Annotated in this window: 18 protein-coding genes; 9 read left to right on the forward strand and 9 right to left on the reverse strand. The window is 34.6% G+C overall.

Annotated elements, in window-relative coordinates:
- Positions 1-105: 105 nt before the first annotated feature.
- On the reverse strand, positions 106-624 hold the full coding sequence (locus AC3E9W_RS05405; protein WP_306156199.1) for a hypothetical protein: 519 nt from the start codon (positions 622-624) through the stop codon (positions 106-108).
- A gap of 190 nt (positions 625-814) precedes the next feature.
- On the opposite strand from AC3E9W_RS05405, the gene AC3E9W_RS05410 reads away from it, so the two are divergent.
- From AC3E9W_RS05410 to AC3E9W_RS05420, 3 genes are read left to right on the forward strand one after another with little or no spacing between them, the layout of a single operon-like run.
- A complete protein-coding gene (locus AC3E9W_RS05410) occupies positions 815-2,200 on the forward strand; it encodes an MATE family efflux transporter (RefSeq protein ID WP_306156198.1) in 1,386 nt (461 codons plus the stop codon).
- 28 nt (positions 2,201-2,228) lie between these two features.
- Positions 2,229-2,456 (forward strand): DUF8828 family protein, encoded by a 228-nt coding sequence (locus tag AC3E9W_RS05415; RefSeq protein ID WP_072973177.1) that lies wholly within the window; start codon positions 2,229-2,231, stop codon positions 2,454-2,456.
- 36 nt (positions 2,457-2,492) lie between these two features.
- Positions 2,493-4,427, forward strand: coding sequence for an LTA synthase family protein (locus AC3E9W_RS05420; RefSeq protein WP_488767358.1), 1,935 nt, complete (start codon positions 2,493-2,495; stop codon positions 4,425-4,427).
- Positions 4,428-4,487: 60 nt separating this feature from the next.
- Here AC3E9W_RS05420 and meaB read toward each other — a convergent pair whose 3' ends face one another.
- The 3 genes from meaB to AC3E9W_RS05435 form a co-directional block, all read right to left on the reverse strand.
- Entirely contained in the window at positions 4,488-5,585 is a 1,098-nt protein-coding gene (gene meaB, locus AC3E9W_RS05425; protein WP_488767359.1) for a methylmalonyl Co-A mutase-associated GTPase MeaB, read from the reverse strand.
- 239 nt (positions 5,586-5,824) lie between these two features.
- Positions 5,825-6,466: an NAD(P)-dependent oxidoreductase gene (locus AC3E9W_RS05430; RefSeq protein ID WP_488767360.1), complete on the reverse strand. Its 642-nt coding sequence runs from the start codon at positions 6,464-6,466 to the stop codon at positions 5,825-5,827.
- Positions 6,467-6,523: 57 nt separating this feature from the next.
- Positions 6,524-6,931, reverse strand: a complete 408-nt coding sequence (locus tag AC3E9W_RS05435) for an RrF2 family transcriptional regulator (protein WP_113679775.1) — start codon at positions 6,929-6,931, stop codon at positions 6,524-6,526.
- Between the two features lie 117 nt (positions 6,932-7,048).
- Here AC3E9W_RS05435 and AC3E9W_RS05440 point away from each other — a divergent pair, with 117 nt between their 5' ends.
- Complete coding sequence (locus tag AC3E9W_RS05440; protein WP_488767362.1) at positions 7,049-7,960, forward strand: AEC family transporter; 912 nt, start codon at positions 7,049-7,051, stop codon at positions 7,958-7,960.
- A gap of 269 nt (positions 7,961-8,229) precedes the next feature.
- Positions 8,230-8,868: a peroxiredoxin gene (locus tag AC3E9W_RS05445; RefSeq protein WP_488767364.1), complete on the forward strand. Its 639-nt coding sequence runs from the start codon at positions 8,230-8,232 to the stop codon at positions 8,866-8,868.
- A 221-nt stretch (positions 8,869-9,089) separates the two neighbouring features.
- Here AC3E9W_RS05445 and AC3E9W_RS05450 read toward each other — a convergent pair whose 3' ends face one another.
- The 4 genes from AC3E9W_RS05450 to AC3E9W_RS05465 all read right to left on the reverse strand — a co-directional run bounded on the left by AC3E9W_RS05450 (position 9,090) and on the right by AC3E9W_RS05465 (position 14,351).
- Positions 9,090-11,324, reverse strand: a complete 2,235-nt coding sequence (locus AC3E9W_RS05450; protein WP_488767366.1) for a cation:proton antiporter — start codon at positions 11,322-11,324, stop codon at positions 9,090-9,092.
- 34 nt (positions 11,325-11,358) lie between these two features.
- On the reverse strand, positions 11,359-12,150 hold the full coding sequence (locus AC3E9W_RS05455; RefSeq protein ID WP_488767368.1) for an arginase family protein: 792 nt from the start codon (positions 12,148-12,150) through the stop codon (positions 11,359-11,361).
- An 85-nt stretch (positions 12,151-12,235) separates the two neighbouring features.
- Positions 12,236-13,582: an adenylosuccinate lyase gene (gene purB / locus AC3E9W_RS05460; protein WP_456896962.1), complete on the reverse strand. Its 1,347-nt coding sequence runs from the start codon at positions 13,580-13,582 to the stop codon at positions 12,236-12,238.
- A gap of 79 nt (positions 13,583-13,661) precedes the next feature.
- Positions 13,662-14,351, reverse strand: coding sequence for an SIR2 family NAD-dependent protein deacylase (locus tag AC3E9W_RS05465; protein WP_488767370.1), 690 nt, complete (start codon positions 14,349-14,351; stop codon positions 13,662-13,664).
- 165 nt (positions 14,352-14,516) lie between these two features.
- Here AC3E9W_RS05465 and cysC point away from each other — a divergent pair, with 165 nt between their 5' ends.
- From cysC to AC3E9W_RS05485, 4 genes are all read left to right on the forward strand, one after another.
- Positions 14,517-15,044: an adenylyl-sulfate kinase gene (cysC, locus tag AC3E9W_RS05470; RefSeq protein WP_488767372.1), complete on the forward strand. Its 528-nt coding sequence runs from the start codon at positions 14,517-14,519 to the stop codon at positions 15,042-15,044.
- A gap of 4 nt (positions 15,045-15,048) precedes the next feature.
- The gene (locus AC3E9W_RS05475) at positions 15,049-15,738 is read left to right on the forward strand and encodes an aspartyl/asparaginyl beta-hydroxylase domain-containing protein (RefSeq protein ID WP_488767373.1); all 690 of its coding nucleotides are present in this window, start codon (positions 15,049-15,051) and stop codon (positions 15,736-15,738) included.
- Position 15,739: 1 nt separating this feature from the next.
- Positions 15,740-16,708 carry a sulfotransferase family protein gene (locus AC3E9W_RS05480; RefSeq protein ID WP_488767374.1) on the forward strand — a complete coding sequence of 323 codons (969 nt, stop codon included), beginning with the start codon at positions 15,740-15,742 and terminating at the stop codon, positions 16,706-16,708.
- Between the two features lie 61 nt (positions 16,709-16,769).
- Positions 16,770-17,432 (forward strand): TrmH family RNA methyltransferase, encoded by a 663-nt coding sequence (locus tag AC3E9W_RS05485; RefSeq protein ID WP_306156186.1) that lies wholly within the window; start codon positions 16,770-16,772, stop codon positions 17,430-17,432.
- Between the two features lie 163 nt (positions 17,433-17,595).
- Here AC3E9W_RS05485 and secA read toward each other — a convergent pair whose 3' ends face one another.
- Positions 17,596-20,937: a preprotein translocase subunit SecA gene (secA, locus tag AC3E9W_RS05490; protein WP_306156185.1), complete on the reverse strand. Its 3,342-nt coding sequence runs from the start codon at positions 20,935-20,937 to the stop codon at positions 17,596-17,598.
- Between the last annotated feature and the right edge of the window lie 4 nt (positions 20,938-20,941).

The following is a 20,941-nucleotide window of genomic DNA, read 5'->3' on the forward strand; positions in this document are numbered from 1 at the left end:
TCTAATCTAAAATCTAAAATCCACAATCTAAAATTAAAAAACCCGACAGACTCCTCAGACTGTCGGGTTTTTACCAAAAACAAAATAATAAATTAAACCTATTTTTTATAGTTTAAAACCGTAAGCAACACGCAATGCTACTTGATTGGTTCTAAAGTCATGATAATCTTCGTAACGAACACTTAGATCGATGTACTTGTTGGCATATCCAATACCTGGTGCCCATAAAAAAGTGGTTTGGTTGTAACCGTTTGTTACTGCAAAACCAGCTCCAAGTTCACCTAAAACATAAAATTGATCTTTTAAAACAAAAGCTTTAAAACCCGCTTTGGCCGGAATAAATCCAAGATCTTTTATGTCATTTCCAAGGTCATCTTTCCCCATAAATAAATTTGTAAATCCCGTTGTTAAGGTTAATGATGTTTTTTTAGAAAGATCGTACTGTAAACGTACATCTCCACCCAGAGACCAGTCATAATCGTTGTCGGTTGGAATTCCTCCATTTACTCCGAAACCTAATCTAAAACCCTGATCGTAATTTGTCGCTTCTGTTTCTTGAGCGAAAGTCGTGTTGGCAAATAAAATTGTGAACGCAGCTAGGCATAACATCTGTAATTTTTTCATGGCTTATATTTTTGAAATTTCTATGATGTAAAATTATAGGGAAGGCGTTTGGTGTTTGTTATACAATTTTTAAAAATCGTTACATAATATTGACTTCGTCTTATTTTTGTCTTAAAATCGGGATATATTTTTATTGATAGGATAGAATTCGAAGCTTCTGACTATCTTTGCCGACTAAAATAGAATACAAGTGAATTTAAAGCAGTACACCAAAGAGTTTTCGTATAATTTAAGACTGGCATATCCCGTGATTTTGGGTATGGTCGGACATACCTTAATTGGTATTGTCGATAACATAATGGTTGGTAAAATCGGAAGCACGGAGTTGGCGGCAGTTTCACTTGGCAACAGTATGATTTTTATAGCAATGTCTTTAGGGATCGGGTTTTCTACAGCGATTACGCCAATTGTTGCCGAAGGAGATGCAGAGAAAAATGATACTAAAATTAGATCTGCTTTTCATCACGGGTTATTTTTATGCACTATTTTAGGCTTGGTGCTTTTTACCGTAATCATGTTTGCAAAACCGATTATGGAATTGCTAAACCAACCGGCAGATGTTATTGTGCTTGCAAAACCTTATTTAGGATGGGTTGCTTTTTCTTTGATTCCGTTAGTAATGTATCAAGGGTATAAGCAATTTGCAGACGGAATGTCGCTAACCAAATATTCGATGTACGCAATGGTAATGGCAAACGTACTTCACGTGGCTATAAACTATGTTTTAATTTACGGAATTTGGATTTTTCCAGAAATGGGAATTATCGGAGCAGCATTGGGAACCGTAATTTCGAGAATATTTTTGGTCATGTTTATGCATATCATGCTTTCGCGAAGAGAAGATTTAAAACGCTTTTTTAAAGGTTTTAGCTTTAACGAAATTAAAAAAGCTACCATAAAAAAGATTATCAGCATCGGATTTCCTTCTGCCATGCAGATGCTTTTTGAAGTCGTATTGTTTACCGCTTCGATCTGGCTTTGCGGAAATATCGGAAAAACAAGTCAGGCCGCAAATCAGATTGCTTTGAGTTTGGCATCGCTTACCTTTATGTTTGCCATGGGATTAAGTGTGACTTCTATGATTCGTGTCAGCAACCAGAGAGGCTTGATGGATTATAAAAAACTAATTGTTGTAGCGCGTTCTATCTTTTTGCTTGCTATAATTTTAGAAACCGTTTTTGCTATTTTCTTTATCGTTTTCCACGAATACCTTCCTAATATTTTCTTGAATATGGAAAATACAGGGCAAATTTTAGATAATGAAGAAGTAATTGGCATTGCCTCAAAACTGCTTTTAATTGCGGCAGTTTTCCAGATTTCTGACGGAGTTCAGGTTGTGGTTTTAGGAGCACTCCGCGGATTGCAAGATGTAAAAGTCCCAATGTACATTACATTTGTAGCTTATTGGGTTATTGGTTTTCCGATTTCTTATTATTTGGGCGAACACACCGAATTGAAAGCGCAAGGCGTTTGGATCGGACTTTTGGCAGGTTTGACTGCTGCGGCGATTTCGCTATACATCCGCTTTCATTATTTAACTAAAAAATTAATTAATAATCCAGTTTCAAATAGCTAAATTTGAAATATTTAAAACAAAAATAAACATGGAATTACCTAAATTTTTACTTGGAGATAATACTGATTTTCCAGATGATATTTTTATCATTCACCTAGACTATCCAAGATTTATTATCAATTTGAAAGATGATGAGGTGGAGTTTTTAGAAGAAGCGGAAGATCTTGACGAAGCTGAATTAAACGCCGAAATGGAAGGTTTGATTGAAAAAGCAAATGAGTTTTATGACAGAGAAATAAACCGTTACGAAGAGTAAGCTGTTTTTCTGATTTTACGTTCTTATACTATTTTAATGAAAAATTTACGTTTTTTAAAACCGGTTTTTAGTTTTATTGCAATCGGATTGTTGATTACAACTCTGAGCCGGATATTTTTATTTTTTCTTTTTAAAGAAAGAGTAGTGCAGACGCCAGATTTCTGGTATATTTTTCCGATCGGTCTTCGAATGGATTTGATATTACTTTGTTATTTGTCGTTTCTTCCAGCATTGCTAATTACTTTTCTGCCGAATAAGTGGATTAAATTCACCAACAGATTTCTGGTAATTTACAGTTTCTTATTTCTGTTTCTAATTCTTTTTGTAGAATTAGTTTCGCCAGATTTTGTAAAACAATACGATACCCGCCCGAACAAGATTTTCTTAGATTATCTTATTTATCCAAAAGAAGTAGTCGGAATGCTTCTAAAAAGTTATCTGACTTCTATTATTGTGACTTTCCTTATTTTGGGAGTGGTAATTTATTTTGCTTTCAAAAAGGGAAAACAATTATTCTATACCACAAGTGCAGATTATAAATTCAAATTAATGGTTTTTCCATTAGTTGCTTTTTTATTGTTTTTTGGAGCGCGTTCGAGCTTGACTTCAAAACGCCCAATTAATGCCAGTAATGCTGTTTTTTCAACAGATCAGTTAACCAATACTTTGGGATTAAATTCATTTTATACGGTTGCTTTTGCGGCATATTCGATCAAAAATGAAGGAAACACCAAGATGTACGGTAAAATGGATGAAGCCGAAGCAATTGCCCGTGTAAAAAAATACATGATCGCAGCTCCAAATGATTTTACCGATGCTGATATTCCGTTTTTGCATGTACAGCAGCCAGATTCTGTTGTAAATAAGCCTTATAATCTGGTTATCTTTTTGCAGGAAAGTTTAGGTGCAGAATATGTTGGAATCTTAGGAGGAAAACCGCTGACTCCAGAATTTGATAAATTGTCTAAAGAAGGAACTTTGTTTACTAATTTATATTGCACAGGAACTAGAAGTGTCCGCGGAATTGAAGCCGTTGTAACAGGATTTTTACCTTCGCCATCAGAAAGTGTTGTAAAGCTTGGAAACTCGCAACAAGGCTTTTTTACATTGGCTGAAGCATTAAAACAAAAAGGTTACGAAACAAGCTTCATTTATGGCGGAATGGCAAATTTTGACAATATGGCTTCTTTCTTCAACGGAAATGGTTTCAGTGATATTGTAGATCAGGAAGATTTTGAATCGGATGGAAATAAATATGCCTTTAAAGGAACTTGGGGTTATTCTGATGAAGATTTGGTAACCAAAGCCAATCAGTATTTTAAATCGAAAGGAGACAAACCATTTTTCTCTTTAATGTTTTCGACTTCAAATCATGAACCTTTTGAATATCCGGCAGGAAGAATAAAGCCTTACGATAAAAAGCCTGCGACGGTAAATAACGCCATGAAATATGCCGATTTTTCTATTGGAAAGTTCTTTGAGATGGCTAAAAAAGAGGCTTATTTCAAGAATACAATTTTCATTGTAATCGCTGATCATAATACGAGAACGTACGGGAAGAATTTAGTTCCGATAAATAAATTCCATATTCCGGCATTCATTATGGGGCCTGGAGTTGCAAAAGGAGCTGTTTACGATCGATTAGCAAGTCAAATTGATATTCCTCCAACATTATTGGGGTATTTAGGGCTTCCTTTCGAAACACCAATGGTAGGACGAAATTTAACAAAATTAGATCCGAAAGTAAAAGGAAGATCTATCATGCAGTTTAATGACATCAATGCTTTTAGAGTCGAAAACCAAGTCGTTATCATGCAACCGAATTTGAAACCGCTTCAATTCGAAATTAAAAACGATACCACTTTAGTTCCAGTAAAACTAAACGAAGATTTCGCAAAAGACGCTTTAGCACACGTCATTACCGCTGGAAATCTTTACAAGGAAAGCAAGTATAAGTTGAGGAAAAAGTAGTAACAAAGTAACAGAGATGCAAAGAGACAAAGTAAAAAACTTTGTGCCTCTGTTTCTTTGTTACTTTGTCACTTTATTAAAATATAATTTCAATAAACTAGAAGCAGCTGCAAACGATGAAATTTCATTGTTTTGCACTGCTTTTTTGCTTTCTTCTAATAGTGAAATAATTTCGGGTTGATTGTAGAAATTTTGTTTCAATTGCTCGTTGATGGTTTCCATCATCCAGAAATGGTTTTGTTCATTTCTTTTTTCTTCGAAAAATCCACTTTCTTTTGTCAATTCAAAATAATCTGAAATAGTATTCCAAACTTCAGGAATTCCGTCTTTTGTAAGCGAACTGCAAGTGGTAACTTTGGGTTGCCAATTTGATTTTTTTGGAGGAAATAAATGCAGCGCCCGATTAAATTCCACTTTCGCCTGATTGGCCTTTTTTATATTGTCGCCATCTGCTTTATTTATTACGATGGCATCAGCCATTTCCATAATACCGCGTTTAATGCCTTGAAGTTCATCTCCTGCGCCAGAAATTTTTAAAAGCAAAAAGAAATCAACCATACTGTGAACTGCGGTTTCGCTTTGTCCAACGCCAACCGTTTCGATAATAATAGTGTCAAAACCTGCGGCCTCGCAAAGAATAATCGTTTCTCGGGTTTTGCGTGCGACACCACCCAGAGTTTTGCCAGAAGCACTTGGTCTAATAAAAGCATTTTCATCTTTAACCAATTCTTCCATTCGAGTTTTGTCACCCAGAATACTTCCATGAGAAAGCGAACTGCTCGGATCAACCGCCAAAACAGCCACTTTTTTACCTAATTGTGTCAGATGTTTTCCAAAGGCTTCAATAAAAGTGCTTTTTCCAACGCCTGGAACACCTGTAATCCCAATGCGAACCGATTTATTGGCATGTGATAAACAGCCTTGAACAACTTCACTGGCTTTCTCAGAATGATCTGGATTGGTACTTTCAATTAAGGTAATGGCACGGCTCAAAGAAGTTCGGTTTCCGTCTAAAATTCCATCAATTAATTCTTGAGAAGTGGGCTGCTGTCTTCGTCTGGTTTTAATTTCATTAATAGCCGAAATATTGGTGATTTCTGGTTGCGAAATCCCAGCTTTTTCATTTAAAGCACTCGATTGTTTTCTTAAATCAGACACAGCATTTTTTTCTCTTGTAAAAGTAAAGAAAACAAAAACAGTTTCAAAAAGTTAGTTTGCCACGGATTACACGAATTGCTACTAATTTGTTATGTTCAAAATGAGGAGAAAAATAAGTTAGCCACGAATTACACAAATTTTCACAAATTTTATATTCAAAATCAGCAGAAGAATAATTTGTGGAAATTTGTGTAATTTGTGGCTAAAAAAAACTTAGCGCCTTAGTAGCTTAGAAAAAATTAATAACCAGCAGTAAAACGAACTTGGTGGTGTTTTGGATTTTCAACTTCATCGGCAATTACAACCGCTAAATCTTCTACAGAAAGAATACTTCTTTGCTCCTCGTTGAAAACTGGATTTTCTAACCCTAAACGGTATTTTCCAGTTCTACCTGTTTTAGTTCCAGCGTGCATTTCGAAAGCAGGACTAAAGAATGCCCAATCCAAATCTTTTTCTTCTTTAATAATATTTAAATAATGTCTTGCAGCATTGGCACCAGGGAAAATTTCTTTTGGAAAATCTGGAGTATCAACCGCTTGCAAATCTGGAGCGACATACAAACTTCCTGCACCACCGATAGTGATAAAACGTTTTACACCCGATTTTTTAACCGCTTCCTGAATTGCTTTTGAACCATTCAAAAAGTCATCGTAGATATTTGGGTTAGTCCATCCTGGGTTATAAGCATTAATAACAACATCGTGACCTTTTAAGATTTCTGCCAAAGCATCCACATTAAAAATATCTGCGGCAATCCAAGTTGCATTTGCTGAGTCTTTTGGAGTTCTTGCAATAGCCGTAATTTCATGTTTTCTGTCTGCTAATTCGTTTAAAATTGCTGAGCCTACAAATCCTGTAGCTCCAATAAGTGCGATTTTCATAATATATAAATTTATTTAGTAATAAAAAATGTTACAGTTTAGGGTAAAAAAATAGTTTTAAAATTGATTCGAAAAATCTTCCAATGAAATCCCTTCCAGTTGTGCGCTAACTTTTTGATTCATTTCGCTGTATAAATTCTCCAAATGCTGATTGATGTTTTTTCCAACAGGACAATCAGGATTCGGCTGATTTTTTGCAAAGCCTAAACCAATCGTTTCAAAGGTCATTTCGAATATTTGTTTTAAAGTCAGTTCAGCAGCGTTTACTGCCAATTTTGTACCGCCATTTTTTCCTTCTTTACTTTCTACAATATGATGTGCTTTTAAATTGGCAATTTCTTTTCGAACCAAAACAGGATTCAGATTGATACTTCCCGCAATAAACTCCGATGACAAATAATCATTTGGGAATTTATGCAGTAGAGTAAGAATGTGAATCGTTATGGCAAATTTACCTGAAATCATACTGTAATAAAATATGTTACAAATTTACATCTTTTTGTAACACAAAATACTAATTTAACTAAAAATTAATTCTTTACCTCAAAATTTAAATACTTATTTTTGTGTTGATCTTATAATATGAACAACTTTCTTTTAATATTTTTCTTTCTTACGCTAGGTTTGGTTTTACAGCACGTAAAACAATTTCCTACTCATATTTATAAGACACTCAATAAAATCGTTATTTATTTCTGCCTTCCTGCGATAACTTTATATCATATTCCGAAAATAAAATGGAGCAGTGAATTGCTGTTTCCGATAGGAGCGGGGTGGATTACTTATATTCTGGCTTTTATATTTTTTCATTTTTTAGGAAGAAGAAATGGATGGTCCAACAAATTAATCGGATGTCTGATTCTGACGGCTGGTTTAAGCAATAGTTCTTTTCTTGGTTATCCTATTATTGAGGCTTTGTTTGGAAAGAAAGGTTTAGAAACCGCTGTTTTGGTCGATCAGCCGGGAACTTTTGTGGTGGTTTCGACACTTGGCGTTTTTACTGCCGCTTTTTATTCTAAAGGAAGTCCGAACAGTTGGGGGATTTTAAAGAAAGTTATTTTGTTTCCGCCATTCCTAATGTTTGTTTTGGCTTGTCTGATGAATATTTTCGATTATAATTTGAATGAAAATCTAGAATTTTTGTTGCTGAAAATTGGAAGTTTGGTAACACCGTTGGCATTGCTTTCCGTTGGTTTGCAATTAACTTTTGATAGAAAAAGCCAGCATTGGAAATTTTTACGTCTCGGACTTTTCTTTAAGCTGCTTTTGGTTCCTTTTATAATTATGGTGCTTTACGTTTTTATTTTCAATCAACGATCAGAAGCTATAAAAATTACTTTGATGGAAACTGCAATGGCGCCCATGATCACAGGTGCAATCTTAGCTTCAACTTACGGATTAAAACCAAAATTGAGCAGTATGATGATTGGTTTCGGTATTCCAATTTCTTTTATAACATTGGCTTTCTGGTATTTTGTTTTACATTTTATCTGATTTAGAATCCGAAGGATTCAAATGTTTATAGAATTTTATGCTGACTTTGAGTATGACCCCTACGGGGTCAAATATCTGTGGCGGGAATTAAGTGCTATAAATATTTGAATCCTTCGGATTCTTTTACTTTATATTTTCTCTCATCTACTATTTCAGCACTAAAATCATTAATTATATAGAGCAAGTAGAATTTTAACTTTATTTTAATTTTTTGATGTTTTCTAAAAACATTTTTTAATTAATTTTAGAGGAACTAAAAACTATAAATTATGTCAACATTAAGATTAGGCGATATAGCTCCAGATTTTCAAGCAGAAACTACACAAGGACCAATTAGTTTTCACGAATGGTTAGGAGATTCTTGGGGCGTTTTATTTTCGCATCCAGCAGATTTTACTCCAGTTTGTACAACTGAATTGGGAACTGTAGCGAACTATGTTCCTGAATTCAAAAAAAGAAATACTAAGGTTATTGCTTTGAGTATAGACGGTTTAGACTCACACAAAGAATGGATTAAAGATATTAACGAAACTCAAAATACAGAAGTAAATTTCCCAATCATTGCAGATGAGGATAAAAAAGTAGCTAATTTATACGATATGCTTCATCCAAATGCAAGTGATAAATTTACTGTGCGTTCTGTTTTTGTGATCGGACCAGATAAAAAAATCAAATTAACGTTAACGTATCCTGCTTCTACAGGAAGAAATTTTGACGAATTACTTCGTGTTATTGACAGTTTACAACTGACTGCCAATTATAGCGTTGCAACTCCAGCAAACTGGAAAGACGGAGAAGATGTCGTAATTGCACCAGCAATTCCAGACAGCGATATTCCGGCAAAATTTCCAAAAGGACACACGCCGATTAAACCTTATTTGCGTTTAACACCGCAGCCGAATAAATGATTTTTGAGCTACTAAGGTGCTGAGATGCTAAGCTTCTAAGGCTTTTAGCTTCTTAGTTTTTAAATATAAAGCGCTGAGATTATAAATTAATCTCAGCGCTTTTTTAATTTCTGTGCACGGGCTTCGACTTCGCTCAGCCTGACAAAGCTTCGTGACTTAGAGTCTTAGTGGCAAAAAAAACTTAGCACCTTAGAAGCTTAGCATCTCAGCACCTCAGAACCTTATTTCGCCGCCAACAAAGCGGCCATTTTTTTCTTATCTCCAACAACCCACAAAATATCATTTTTTTCTAATATCAAACTAGATTCTGGATTTAGAATACGGTTTCCGTTTCGTTCAATTCCTACGACCATTCCGTCTGTTTTAGCTCTAAATTGGCCGATACTTTTTTTAATGAATTCGTCTTGAGAAACTTCAAGCTGACGTAAAACAATGTCAGTTTCTTCCACTTTACCAGGTGGTTCTGTTTCATTTTGGGTTAAGAATTTTGTGAATTCTGTAATCTGGGCATCGGTTCCAATTACGCAGATTTCGTCGCCTGGAAACAAACGTTCATTCTTGGTCGGAATCGGAATGGTCACATCTCCTCTTTTAATATAAGCGATATTAATTCCTAACTGCTCACGAATTTTTAGCTCTTGTAAAGTTTGCCCAACGAGATTAGATTCTTTTTTAATTTCGAAGAAAGACATGTGGCCGTCCCAAGGCATTAAATTGGCATATCTTCTGTCGATCTTTTTGTTTTCACGATCGTTCAGGTTTTTCAAAAAGTGATTTTCAATTTTATGATATTGCTCATTTAGTTTTTTAGGGAATATTTGATACGCTCCAATTGCAATAATTAGCGCTACAAAAGCCACCAAAGGAGAGAAGAAAATATTTAGTAAAAAACCAACAAAGAATAAACCAAGACTCATTCTAATCAAAATAAGCATTAAAAGTGCGCCACGGTATTTACGTTCTTCCCAAAGTGCTTCGACTTCATCAACTTTTACACGACGGAGCGAAAGCGCCCATAAAAACGGTGCAATTACAACTAGAGTCAGCAAAGCAGCCAAAGTGTTTCCAAATCTGGTGTCGGCTACCAATGGTGCTACAAATTTGGATGACAATAATATAATAGCTGTAATAATGATGGTGTGAAGGATAATTTGTGTAATCGAAGAACGAAGGACAATCTGCCAAGTGCTGACCGATTTAATCGCTTGAGCATTTACACTATAGCGATTGATATTTTTAACCCATCTTTTAGGCATTTTTGATTCTAAAAAGAAAGCAAATCGCTCTGAATATTTAATTAAGAATGGTGTAGTAAATGTGGTAATTGCTGATACAGCAACGATAATCGGGTATAAGAAATCACTAGTTACTTTTAAAGTCATTCCGAGAGTTGCAATAATAAACGAAAACTCCCCAATTTGCGCTAAACTCATTCCGGTTTGAACAGATTGTTTTAACGGCTGACCAGAAATCAATGCTCCAATAGAAGAACTGAAAGCTTTTCCGAAAATGGTCAATAATGTAATGATGGCAACTGGAAGTGCATAATTAACCAACGTTACAGGATTAATTAACATTCCGACAGATACAAAGAAAACGGCACCAAAAAAGTCTTTTACAGGCTGAATTAAATGCTCGATTTTTTCTGCCATTGTAGTTTCAGCAATAATAGACCCCATGATGAAGGCTCCTAAAGCTGGAGAAAACCCAACATTTGAAGCAAAAATAACCATCATTAAGCATAATGCCAACGAAATAATAAGCAGCATTTCGTCTGTCATCAGATGTTTTGCCTTCTTAAAAATAGTTGGGATAATAAAGATTCCTCCTAAGAACCAGATAATTAAAAAGAAAATTAATTTTAAAACAGATTGTAATAATTGAGTTCCTGAAACCTGGTCGCTTACCGCAATTGTTGATAGTAAGACCAGCATCAAAATGGCTACAATATCTTCGACAATTAAAGCCCCGAAAACAATTCCGACGAATTTTTTTCCTTTCACACCCAATTCATCAAAAGCCCTGATAATAATGGTTGTAGAGGAAATAGAAAGTGTCGCTCCCAAGAAGATACTATCCATTTTTCCCCAGCCCATCCACTGTCCGACGCCATAACCAATTACGGTCATAAACAAAATCTGTGTTATTGCGGTAACAGACGAAGTCCCTCCAACCTTCATTAGTTTCTTGAAGCTGAATTCGAGTCCTAAACTGAAAAGTAAAAATATAACCCCAATTTCTGCCCAGACTTCAACACTTTTCATGTCAGTTATAGAGGGGAAAAAATCAAAATGGTTTCCGGCTAAAAATCCTGCAATCAGGTAACCTAAAACCAAGGGCTGTTTTAGTCTTCTAAATAATAGAACGGCAATTCCGGCAGTCATTAGGATTAATCCTAAATCACTAATTAAAGGTTGTAAATGGTGTGTAGTTTCAGCAGCATTTAATGCAATCATAGGTGGTATTTTATAAGTAGTATTTTTTTAATTATTAAAATAGAATTTCTTCAAGAACTTTTTTAATGGGTTCAAGCTGTTCTAATGTTGCGGCTTTCGATTCAGTTATACACATTCCAACTACATTTGTTTTTTGTTTGATTTCTTTGATCAAATGATAAACATCGTCAATTTTAAAACCATTACTTGTTGGAAACATGGTATACTTAAATTCTGATTCATCCAAAACATCTAAATCAAGATGAATATAAATAGTATTATAAAGCTTGATAATATGTTCTAAAGCAGCATAATCGCATTTAGAAACAGATTGTATTTTATTTAATTTTATGTATTCAATTTCAGGTTCATCTAAATCTCTTAAACCTACAAAACATATTTGCTGAGGTTTAATGTTTGAGAAAAGAAGCTTTTTTATTTCTTCATTGCCTTCTCCAAGAAGCGTTCTTAAAGGCATTCCGTGAAATGTCTTGCTTGGCGAGCTTTCTGGAGTATTTAAATCTGCATGTGCATCAATCCAAATTATGCCTAAATTATTCTTGTAAATTTCATTCAAATAAGAGATTGGAATGATTTCAATTCCACAATCTCCTCCAACAGTCTGGATTTTTTGTGCTTTACTTTCTATAACGGCTGTTTTGAAAAATTCGGCCTGCTTTAAAATGGAATTATATGCAATAATATTGTGTTGAGACTCTAGATCTTTTTCATAAAGAGGAATCTCTTTAAAGTCATGATCTTTAAAAAATAACTTTAAAGTTTCTGCGCCAATCTTTAATTCATTAGTTATTCCTGAACCTTGCCATTGTGGATTTATAAAAAGCATAGCATAGTGTTTTAATAAATAATAGGTATAAAAAAAGCTATCTCGATAAAGATAGCTTTTTTTGGTAAAATATTTGGTATTTTTCTTAAATTCCTGTGTAATTACTAGGAGTTATAGCTAATAATTCTGCTCTAACAGAATCTGAAACTTCTAAAGTTGCAATGAAATTATGAATAGCATTTTTGTCGATAGCTTCGTTGGTTCTCGTTAAGCCTTTTAAAGCTTCGTAAGGGTTCGGATATGCTTCACGACGTAAAATAGTTTGAATCGCTTCTGCCACAACTGCCCAGTTTCTCTCTAAGTCTTCAGCAAATTTACTTTCGTTTAAAAGCAATTTGTTTAAACCTTTTAGAGTTGCTTCAAAAGCAATGATTGTATGTCCGAACGGAACTCCAACGTTACGTAAAACAGTACTATCTGTTAAGTCACGCTGTAATCTTGAAATTGGAAGTTTAGCAGCTAAATGCTCAAAAATAGCATTTGCAATTCCTAAGTTTCCTTCAGAATTTTCAAAATCAATTGGGTTAACTTTATGTGGCATTGCAGATGAACCAATTTCTCCTGCTTTGATTTTTTGTTTGAAATAATCCATCGAAACATACGTCCAAATATCACGATCTAAATCGATAATAATGGTGTTGATTCTTTTTAAAGCATCAAAAAATGCTGCAAAATGATCGTAGTGCTCAATTTGAGTTGTTGGAAAAGAATGCTTTAAACCAAGATCGGTCTCAACAAATTTATTTCCGAATTGTTTCCAGTCAATTTGCGGGTAGGCTACGTGGTGTGCATTAAAGTTTCCTGTTGCTCCTCCAAATTTTGCTGCAAACGGAATGTTGAATAACAAACGCATTTGCTCTTCTAAACGTTCTACGAAAACCAAAATTTCTTTTCCTAAACGAGTAGGAGAAGCTGGCTGTCCGTGCGTACGTGCCAACATCGGAATGTCCTTCCATTCAACGCTTAATTCTTTTAATTTGGCAATTACAGCAATTAAAGTTGGCATATAAACTTGCTCAAACGCTTCTTTTGTAGAAAGCGGAATAGCAGTATTATTAATGTCTTGAGATGTTAATCCGAAGTGAATGAACTCTTTGTATTGAGATAAACCTAATTTTTCAAAAGCATCTTTAATAAAATATTCAACCGCTTTTACGTCGTGGTTGGTTACTTTCTCTGTTTCTTTAATCCAAAGCGCATCTTCTGTAGAGAAGTTTTTGTAGATGTTTCTCAAGCTTTCAAACAAACTAGAGTCAATACCTTGCAATTGCGGCAATGGAATTTGGCATAACGCAATGAAGTATTCCACTTCAACTAAAACGCGGTATTTTATTAAAGCTTCTTCAGAGAAAAAAGGTGCTAAATTTTGAGTTTTATTTCTATATCTTCCATCAATTGGCGATATAGCATTCAGTTCGTTTAGAGTAGTCATTGTTATGTTGTTTTTTCGAAAGGTGCAAATATAAACAGAATTTAGCGATTACAGGTAATTAAAAAGCGCATTTGTGCATTCAAATTGAATTTAATCGGTCTCTTAAATCGGCAACTCCTTCAGAAGCAAATTTTGCAATTGTTTCTACTTTATTTCTAATATTAGGAATAGCGATCGGTTTTGGATCAATGTAAAAAACAGGAGTTGTGCTTGGAGTATAAGAAATTAATCCGGCTGCTGGATAAACTTGGAGCGAAGTCCCGATTACAGCAAAATAATCTGCCGTTTCAGTAATGTCAATCGCTTCTTCGAGCGCAGGAACTTCTTCGCCAAACCAAACAATATGCGGACGCAATTGGTGCCCATTGGCATCTAAATCTCCCGTAACCAAATCTTCTGTCCAATCTAAAATTAGATTTTTATTTTGTGTACTTCTTACTTTAAGCAATTCGCCATGCAAATGCAACACTTTTGTGCTTCCAGCGCGTTCGTGCAAATCATCAACATTTTGCGTAATGATGTGTACGTCGAAATCTTTTTCCAATTCAGCCAAAATAATATGACCAAGATTCGGATTTACTTCTTTTAATTGCTGACGCCTTTTGTTGTAAAAATCCAGCACCAATTCCTGATTTTTATGCCAGCCTTCTGGAGTTGCAACTTCCATTACATCATGTCCTTCCCATAAACCATCGCTGTCACGAAAAGTTTTTATTCCGCTCTCAGCGCTAATTCCGGCTCCAGTTAAAACAACAAGTTTCTTTTTCATTCTTAGTTTTATTAAAAGATAAAAATAGTGATTTCTTGGTTCGAATGTCTCGAAAAATGTAAGGATTAGCTATTCTGTTGAAATAAAATAATGGGTATTTATACTCTTTCTCTCTCTTTTTAAATTAATTAGTTTTAATGCTGCATTTTATAAAAGTGATTCTAAATGATTTTAATTCAATTTACGGGACTATCTGGTTCGGGAAAAACGACTTTGGCAGAAAATGTCAAGCATCTTTTGCTTCAAAACAATTATGAAGCTGAAGTTGTAGATGGCGATGTTTATCGACAGACAATCTGTAGAGATTTAGGATTTTCTAAAGAAGACCGCTGTGAAAATGTAAGACGTCTTTTTAACGTTGGCCGAGGTTTGATTGGAGAAAAGAAAATTGTTTTGATGTCGGTTATCAATCCGTATGAAAATCTTAGAAACGAATTGAGGTCTTTTGAATTTGTAAAAACGGTATTTCTGGATTGCACCATTCATAATTTGATTGAAAGAGACCCAAAAGGATTGTACAAAAGGGCTTTGTTGCCAGATGATGATCAAAATAAAATTAGAAAATTTACAGGAATAAGCGATGTATTTGAAATTCCAGAAAAAGCAGATTTAATATTAAAAACAGATTCAGAAACGGTTTCTGTGTCTGCCAGTAAACTGTACAACTTTATAATTAGCAATTTAAATTCTTAGGCTTATGAATCCTTCTTCCTGCCAGCTTCCAATTTCTTTTTCGATAGAAAAATTGCAAAAAGATTTAGTGACTTGCGAAACCAATTTATGGACTCCGCATTTTAATACCAATCGATATGAAGGAAAATGGACAAGTGTTTCTTTGCGATCGCAATCGGGTTTAGAAAATGATATTTTTTCTTTTCCAGATAAAGAATATAAAAATACGCCCTTGCTTAACAGCTGTCTTTATTTTAAGGAAATAATGGATTGGTTTGAATGCGAAAAAGAAGCGGTGCGATTATTAAGACTCGGACCTGAAAGCGAAATTAAAGAGCATGTTGATAATGATACTTCGTATGAAGATGGATTTTTCAGGATTCATGTTCCTATTATTACCAATTCTGAAGTCTATTTTTATGTAGATCACAAACTGGTTCCGATGAAAATGGGAGAGTGCTGGTATGCTAATTTTCAATTACCCCATAGTGTGCAGAATAAAAGTTTAGAACCTAGAATTCACTTAACAATAGACTGCATAAGAAATGATTGGTCTGACGAATTGTTTTCTAAAATGGGTTTTGATGTAAATTATGTGCACAAAAATGAATATTCTGATGAAGTGAAAAAGCAAGTGATTGCAGAACTTTCTAGAAATCCGTCAGAAATTAATGCTCGTCTTATTGCCGAACTTCAATCACAAATGAATGCATAAAATGGAAAATATAAAAGAGCTTGTTGCAAACTGGATTCCGATTAAGTTGGTTGAAACGGAAAATGAAGTTTATTTTGAATGGATGTATTTCACGGATATTCCTTTTGCAGAGCCTTTTTTTGAAGAAACAATAGTCAAATGTAAAAGCCATGCCTATAATGCAAAGCGTTTTAGATTTACAAGTACAATCGAAAATCTAATTGATTGGTCTAAAGAACTCGATTCTATCGAATTAAAAGGATTAGTTTTTCATGTTTCAAGATGCGGATCTACGATGTTGAGTCAGTCTTTGGCCACTTCGTCTGAAAATATTATGGTTTCTGAAGCCCCTATTATCGATCAGATTTTGAGAAGTGCTACTTTCGACGAAAATCTCAAAATAGATTTATTGAAATCGGTTTTTAGGTTATTAGGACATAAGAGATTTCCAGAACAGAAGCATTTAATTATAAAGCTGGATGCTTGGAGCATTTTTAAGGCTTCTTATTTACGATTGGTTTTTCCGAAAGTTCCTTTTGCGTTATTGTTTCGAAATCCAGGAGAAGTTTTAAGATCGCACCAAAAGATGGCAGGGATGCACATGGTTCCTAATTTAATTCCGTTGAGTGTTTTCGGAATAACTTCTGAAGAAATCGAACAAGTAAGTTTTCAGCAGTATCAAGCTTTGGTTCTGGAAAAATATTTTCAAGCTTTTCTAGATTATTATGAAACAGATGACAATGTGATTATGCTGAATTATAATGACGGAATGAAAAATGTTGTAGAAAGATTTATCACTTTTATAAATGTCGATTTCTCCGAAAATGAATTAAATGCTATGTTGGATCGACTCAAAAAACATTCTAAAAATGAAAGTGCCGTTTTTATGGGAGATTCCTATAAAGACGATGCTTTGCCAGTTGATTTAGTTCGAGTCGAGGCACTGCACCAAAAGCTTAGCGCCAATTTTATTAAAGATTTGGCAGGATGAAAATTAGCGAGAAGACTTCTTTCTCTTTAATTTATTATTTTTGCGCCAAATAGAAATAAAAATGATTGATTTAGATTACCTCGCATTCTTAGAAAACATATTGACAGAAAACCGAAAAGAAAGATTTTTAGAAGTACTGACGAATCGTACCAAACATTTTACTGTTGCTGTTGAAGATGTTTTTCAAATGCATAACACAAGTGCCGTAATGAGAAGCTGTGAAGTTTTTGGAATTCAGGAATTGAATGTAATTGAACAGCGTTTTGGAAAACGAATCGATAAAGAAATTGCTTTAGGTGCTCAAAAATGGGTTGACATCAATCGTTTTGATTCGGTTTCAGGATGTCTTTCGGATTTAAGAAATAAAGGATATCAAATTATTGCAACTACTCCGCATGAAAAAGATTGCATGCTTGAAGATTTTGATATTACAAAACCAAGCGCTTTGTTTTTTGGAACAGAAAAAGAAGGTTTGTCACAAGAAATCATGGACAATGCCGATGGTTTCTTGAAAATTCCAATGGTTGGTTTTACAGAAAGTTTGAATATTTCAGTTTCTGCGGCAATTGTTATTCAAAACATAACCAATAGATTGAGAAGATCAGATATTAATTGGCATCTTTCTGAGGAAGAAATTTTAGAAAAGCGATTGCTTTGGGCTAAAAACTCTATTAAAGATATAAAAAGAATCGAAGCTCGTTATTATGAAGATAATCCTAGATAATATTTTTTAGTTTGCCACAAATTACACAAATTTCCGCGAATTTCTTTTAAAATCTGTCAAATAAAAAATTAGTGCAAATTCGTGTAATTCGTGGCAAAAAAACTCATAAAAAAAATCCCCGACTACTTCAGTAATCGGGGATTTTATATTTATTGAGAGTTTATTATTTTACTAAAACCCATTCGCCAGAAGCGATTAAGCTCTCTGCTTTTTTAAACTTCATTTCTTCAGTTTTGCCAGTTGCAACTTCTTGAACCGTAACAGTATCATTTCTGTTGATTTTTGGCATATCTCTAACGATAGTTTCTGTAACCTGACGCTGTTGTGTTTCTCCAGCTTCACGGTTGATGCTTTCGCTATTTGGAATTTCGTCTTTACTTAATTGTAAGTTTTCTTTTTGACGAACTTCTCTTGCTTCGTGAATTTCTGGAACGTTTTGAGCAGGTAAATCACCTTTGAATAAGAATGAAATAACTTCTTTGTTAACGTTGTCCAACATTCCTCTAAACAAGTTGAAAGCTTCTAATTTGTAGATAAGCAATGGATCTTTTTGTTCGTGAACAGCCAATTGAACAGATTGTTTCAATTCGTCCATTTTACGTAAATGTTTTTTCCAAGCTTCATCAACAATAGAAAGCGTGATGTTTTTCTCAAAATCAGCAATCAATTGAGCACCTTCGCTTTCGTAAGCTTTTTTCAAGTCCGTAACCACATTCAAAGTTTTGATTCCGTCTGTAAATGGAACTACAATTCTTTCGAAATGATTATTTGGCTCTTCAAAAACTCCTTTTATAATTGGGAAAGCTTCTCTTGCGCTTCTTTCTGTTTTTTCAGTGTAGAAAGCTAAAGCTTCTTTGTATACTTTTCCAGTAACTTCGATGTCAGATAATTTAGCAAAATCAGCCTCAGAAATTGGAGATGTAATTCCGAAATAACGAATTAAATCAAATTCAAATCCTTTGAAATCGTTTGTTACTTTATTATTGCTTACAATTAATTCGCAAGTATCATAAAGCATATTCGCGATATCCAATTTCAAACGCTCACCAAACAATGCGTGACGACGACGTTTGTAAACTACTTCACGCTGAGAGTTCATTACATCATCATATTCTAATAAACGTTTACGAACACCAAAGTTGTTTTCTTCTACTTTTTTCTGAGCACGTTCGATAGATTTAGTCATCATAGAATGCTGAATAACTTCACCTTCTTTAAGTCCCATTCTGTCCATTACTTTCGCAACTCTTTCAGAACCGAATAAACGCATCAAGTTATCTTCAAGAGAAACGTAGAACTGAGAACTTCCTGGATCTCCCTGACGACCAGAACGACCACGTAACTGTCTGTCTACACGACGAGAATCATGACGCTCAGTACCCACGATTGCCAAACCTCCTGCAGCTTTTACTTCTGGAGATAATTTAATATCGGTACCACGACCAGCCATGTTTGTTGCAATAGTTACAACTCCAGCTTTACCAGCTTCTTCAACGATTTGCGCCTCTTGCTTGTGCATTTTAGCATTCAATACGTTGTGAGTGATTCCTCTCATTTTAAGCATACGGCTTAATAATTCTGAAATCTCTACAGAAGTTGTTCCAATAAGAACTGGTCTTCCAGCTTGAGATAATTCAGTAACATCTTCGATTACGGCATTGAATTTCTCACGTGTTGTTTTATAGATGTAATCTTCTTTATCGATTCTTGCAATTCCACGGTTTGTCGGAATTTCAACAACATCCAATTTATAAATCTGCCATAACTCACCAGCTTCTGTAACCGCTGTACCAGTCATACCAGCCAATTTATTGTACATTCTGAAGTAATTCTGTAATGTAACAGTAGCAAAAGTCTGAGTAGCAGCTTCAATTTTTACATTTTCTTTAGCCTCAATCGCTTGGTGAAGACCGTCAGAATAACGACGTCCATCCATGATACGACCTGTTTGTTCATCGACAATCATAATTTTGTTGTCCATGATAACATACTCTACGTCTTTTTCGAATAAAGCGTAAGCTTTTAAAAGTTGTGTAAGAGTATGGATACGCTCGCTTTTTACACCAAAATCTTGGAATAATCTTTCTCTGGCTTCAGCTTCAGCGTCTTTGTCTAATTTTTGTTTTTCGATCGCAGCGATTTCTGTCCCAATATCTGGTAACACGAAGAAATCTGCATCTGTATCTCCAGAAAGGTATTTAATACCATTATCTGTTAATTCAACCTGATTATTTTTTTCTTCAATCACAAAATACAAAGCTTCGTCAACTTTGTGCATCTCGCGATTGTTGTCTTGCATGTATTGATTTTCAGTTTTTTGAAGCAATTGTTTAATTCCTTCTTCACTTAAAAATTTAATTAATGCCTTATTTTTAGGTAAACTTCTGTAAGCTCTTAATAATAAGAAACCTCCATCTTTAGTATTTCCTTCTTTGATTAATTTTTTAGCTTCAGCTAAGAAACCATTCGCTAACTGACGTTGTTGCGCAACTAAGTTTTCAATTTTTGGTTTCAATTCGTTGAATTCATGACGATCTCCTTGAGGAACTGGTCCAGAAATGATAAGCGGAGTTCTAGCGTCATCAATTAATACCGAGTCAACCTCGTCGACAATCGCAAAATTGTGTTTTCTTTGCACTAAATCGCTAGGAGAGTGTGCCATATTATCTCTTAAGTAGTCAAAACCAAATTCGTTGTTGGTTCCGTAAGTGATATCGGCGTCGTAAGCTTTTTTTCTTTGCTCCGTACTTGGTTGGTGATTGTCGATACAGTCAACAGATAAACCGTGGAATTCGAATAAAGGTGCTTTCCATGTACTATCACGTTTTGCTAAGTAGTCATTCACCGTTACTAAGTGAACTCCATTTCCTGTCAAAGCGTTTAAGTAAAGTGGAAGAGTAGCAACCAAAGTTTTACCTTCTCCAGTTTGCATTTCGGCAACTTTACCTTCGTGCAATACCATACCACCAATTAACTGAACATCATAGTGAATCATGTCCCAAGTGATATCTTTTCCGGCAGCATTCCATTTGTTAGCCCAGATTGCTTTATCGCCTTCAATAGTAATATATGATTTTGCAGCTGAGAATTCGCGGTCTTTTGCAGTTGCAGTAACTTCAATATGAGAGTTTTCTTTAAAACGGCGAGCCGTTTCTTTAACTACAGAAAACGCTTCTGGAAGAATTTCCAATAAAGTTTTTTCAGAGATTTCATAGGCTTCTTTTTCAAGAGCATCTATTGCATCATAAATGTCTTCTCTTTTATCGATGTCTTCGATGTTTTCTACTTCAGCTTTAAGCGAAGCAATTTTAGCATCTTTATCAGCTCTAGCTTCTTTTATTCTGTCTTTAAAAAAAACGGTTCTTCCTCTTAATTCGTCATTTGACAGACTCATTAAAGGAGCTTCGAATGTTTTAATTTTATTTAAGTAAGGTTGTAAAGCTTTGACATCTTTCTGCGACTTATCGCCGACAAAGACTTTAATAATACTGTTTATGAAACTCATGATT

The sequence above is a fragment of the Flavobacterium sp. 38 genome, assembly GCF_057799715.1.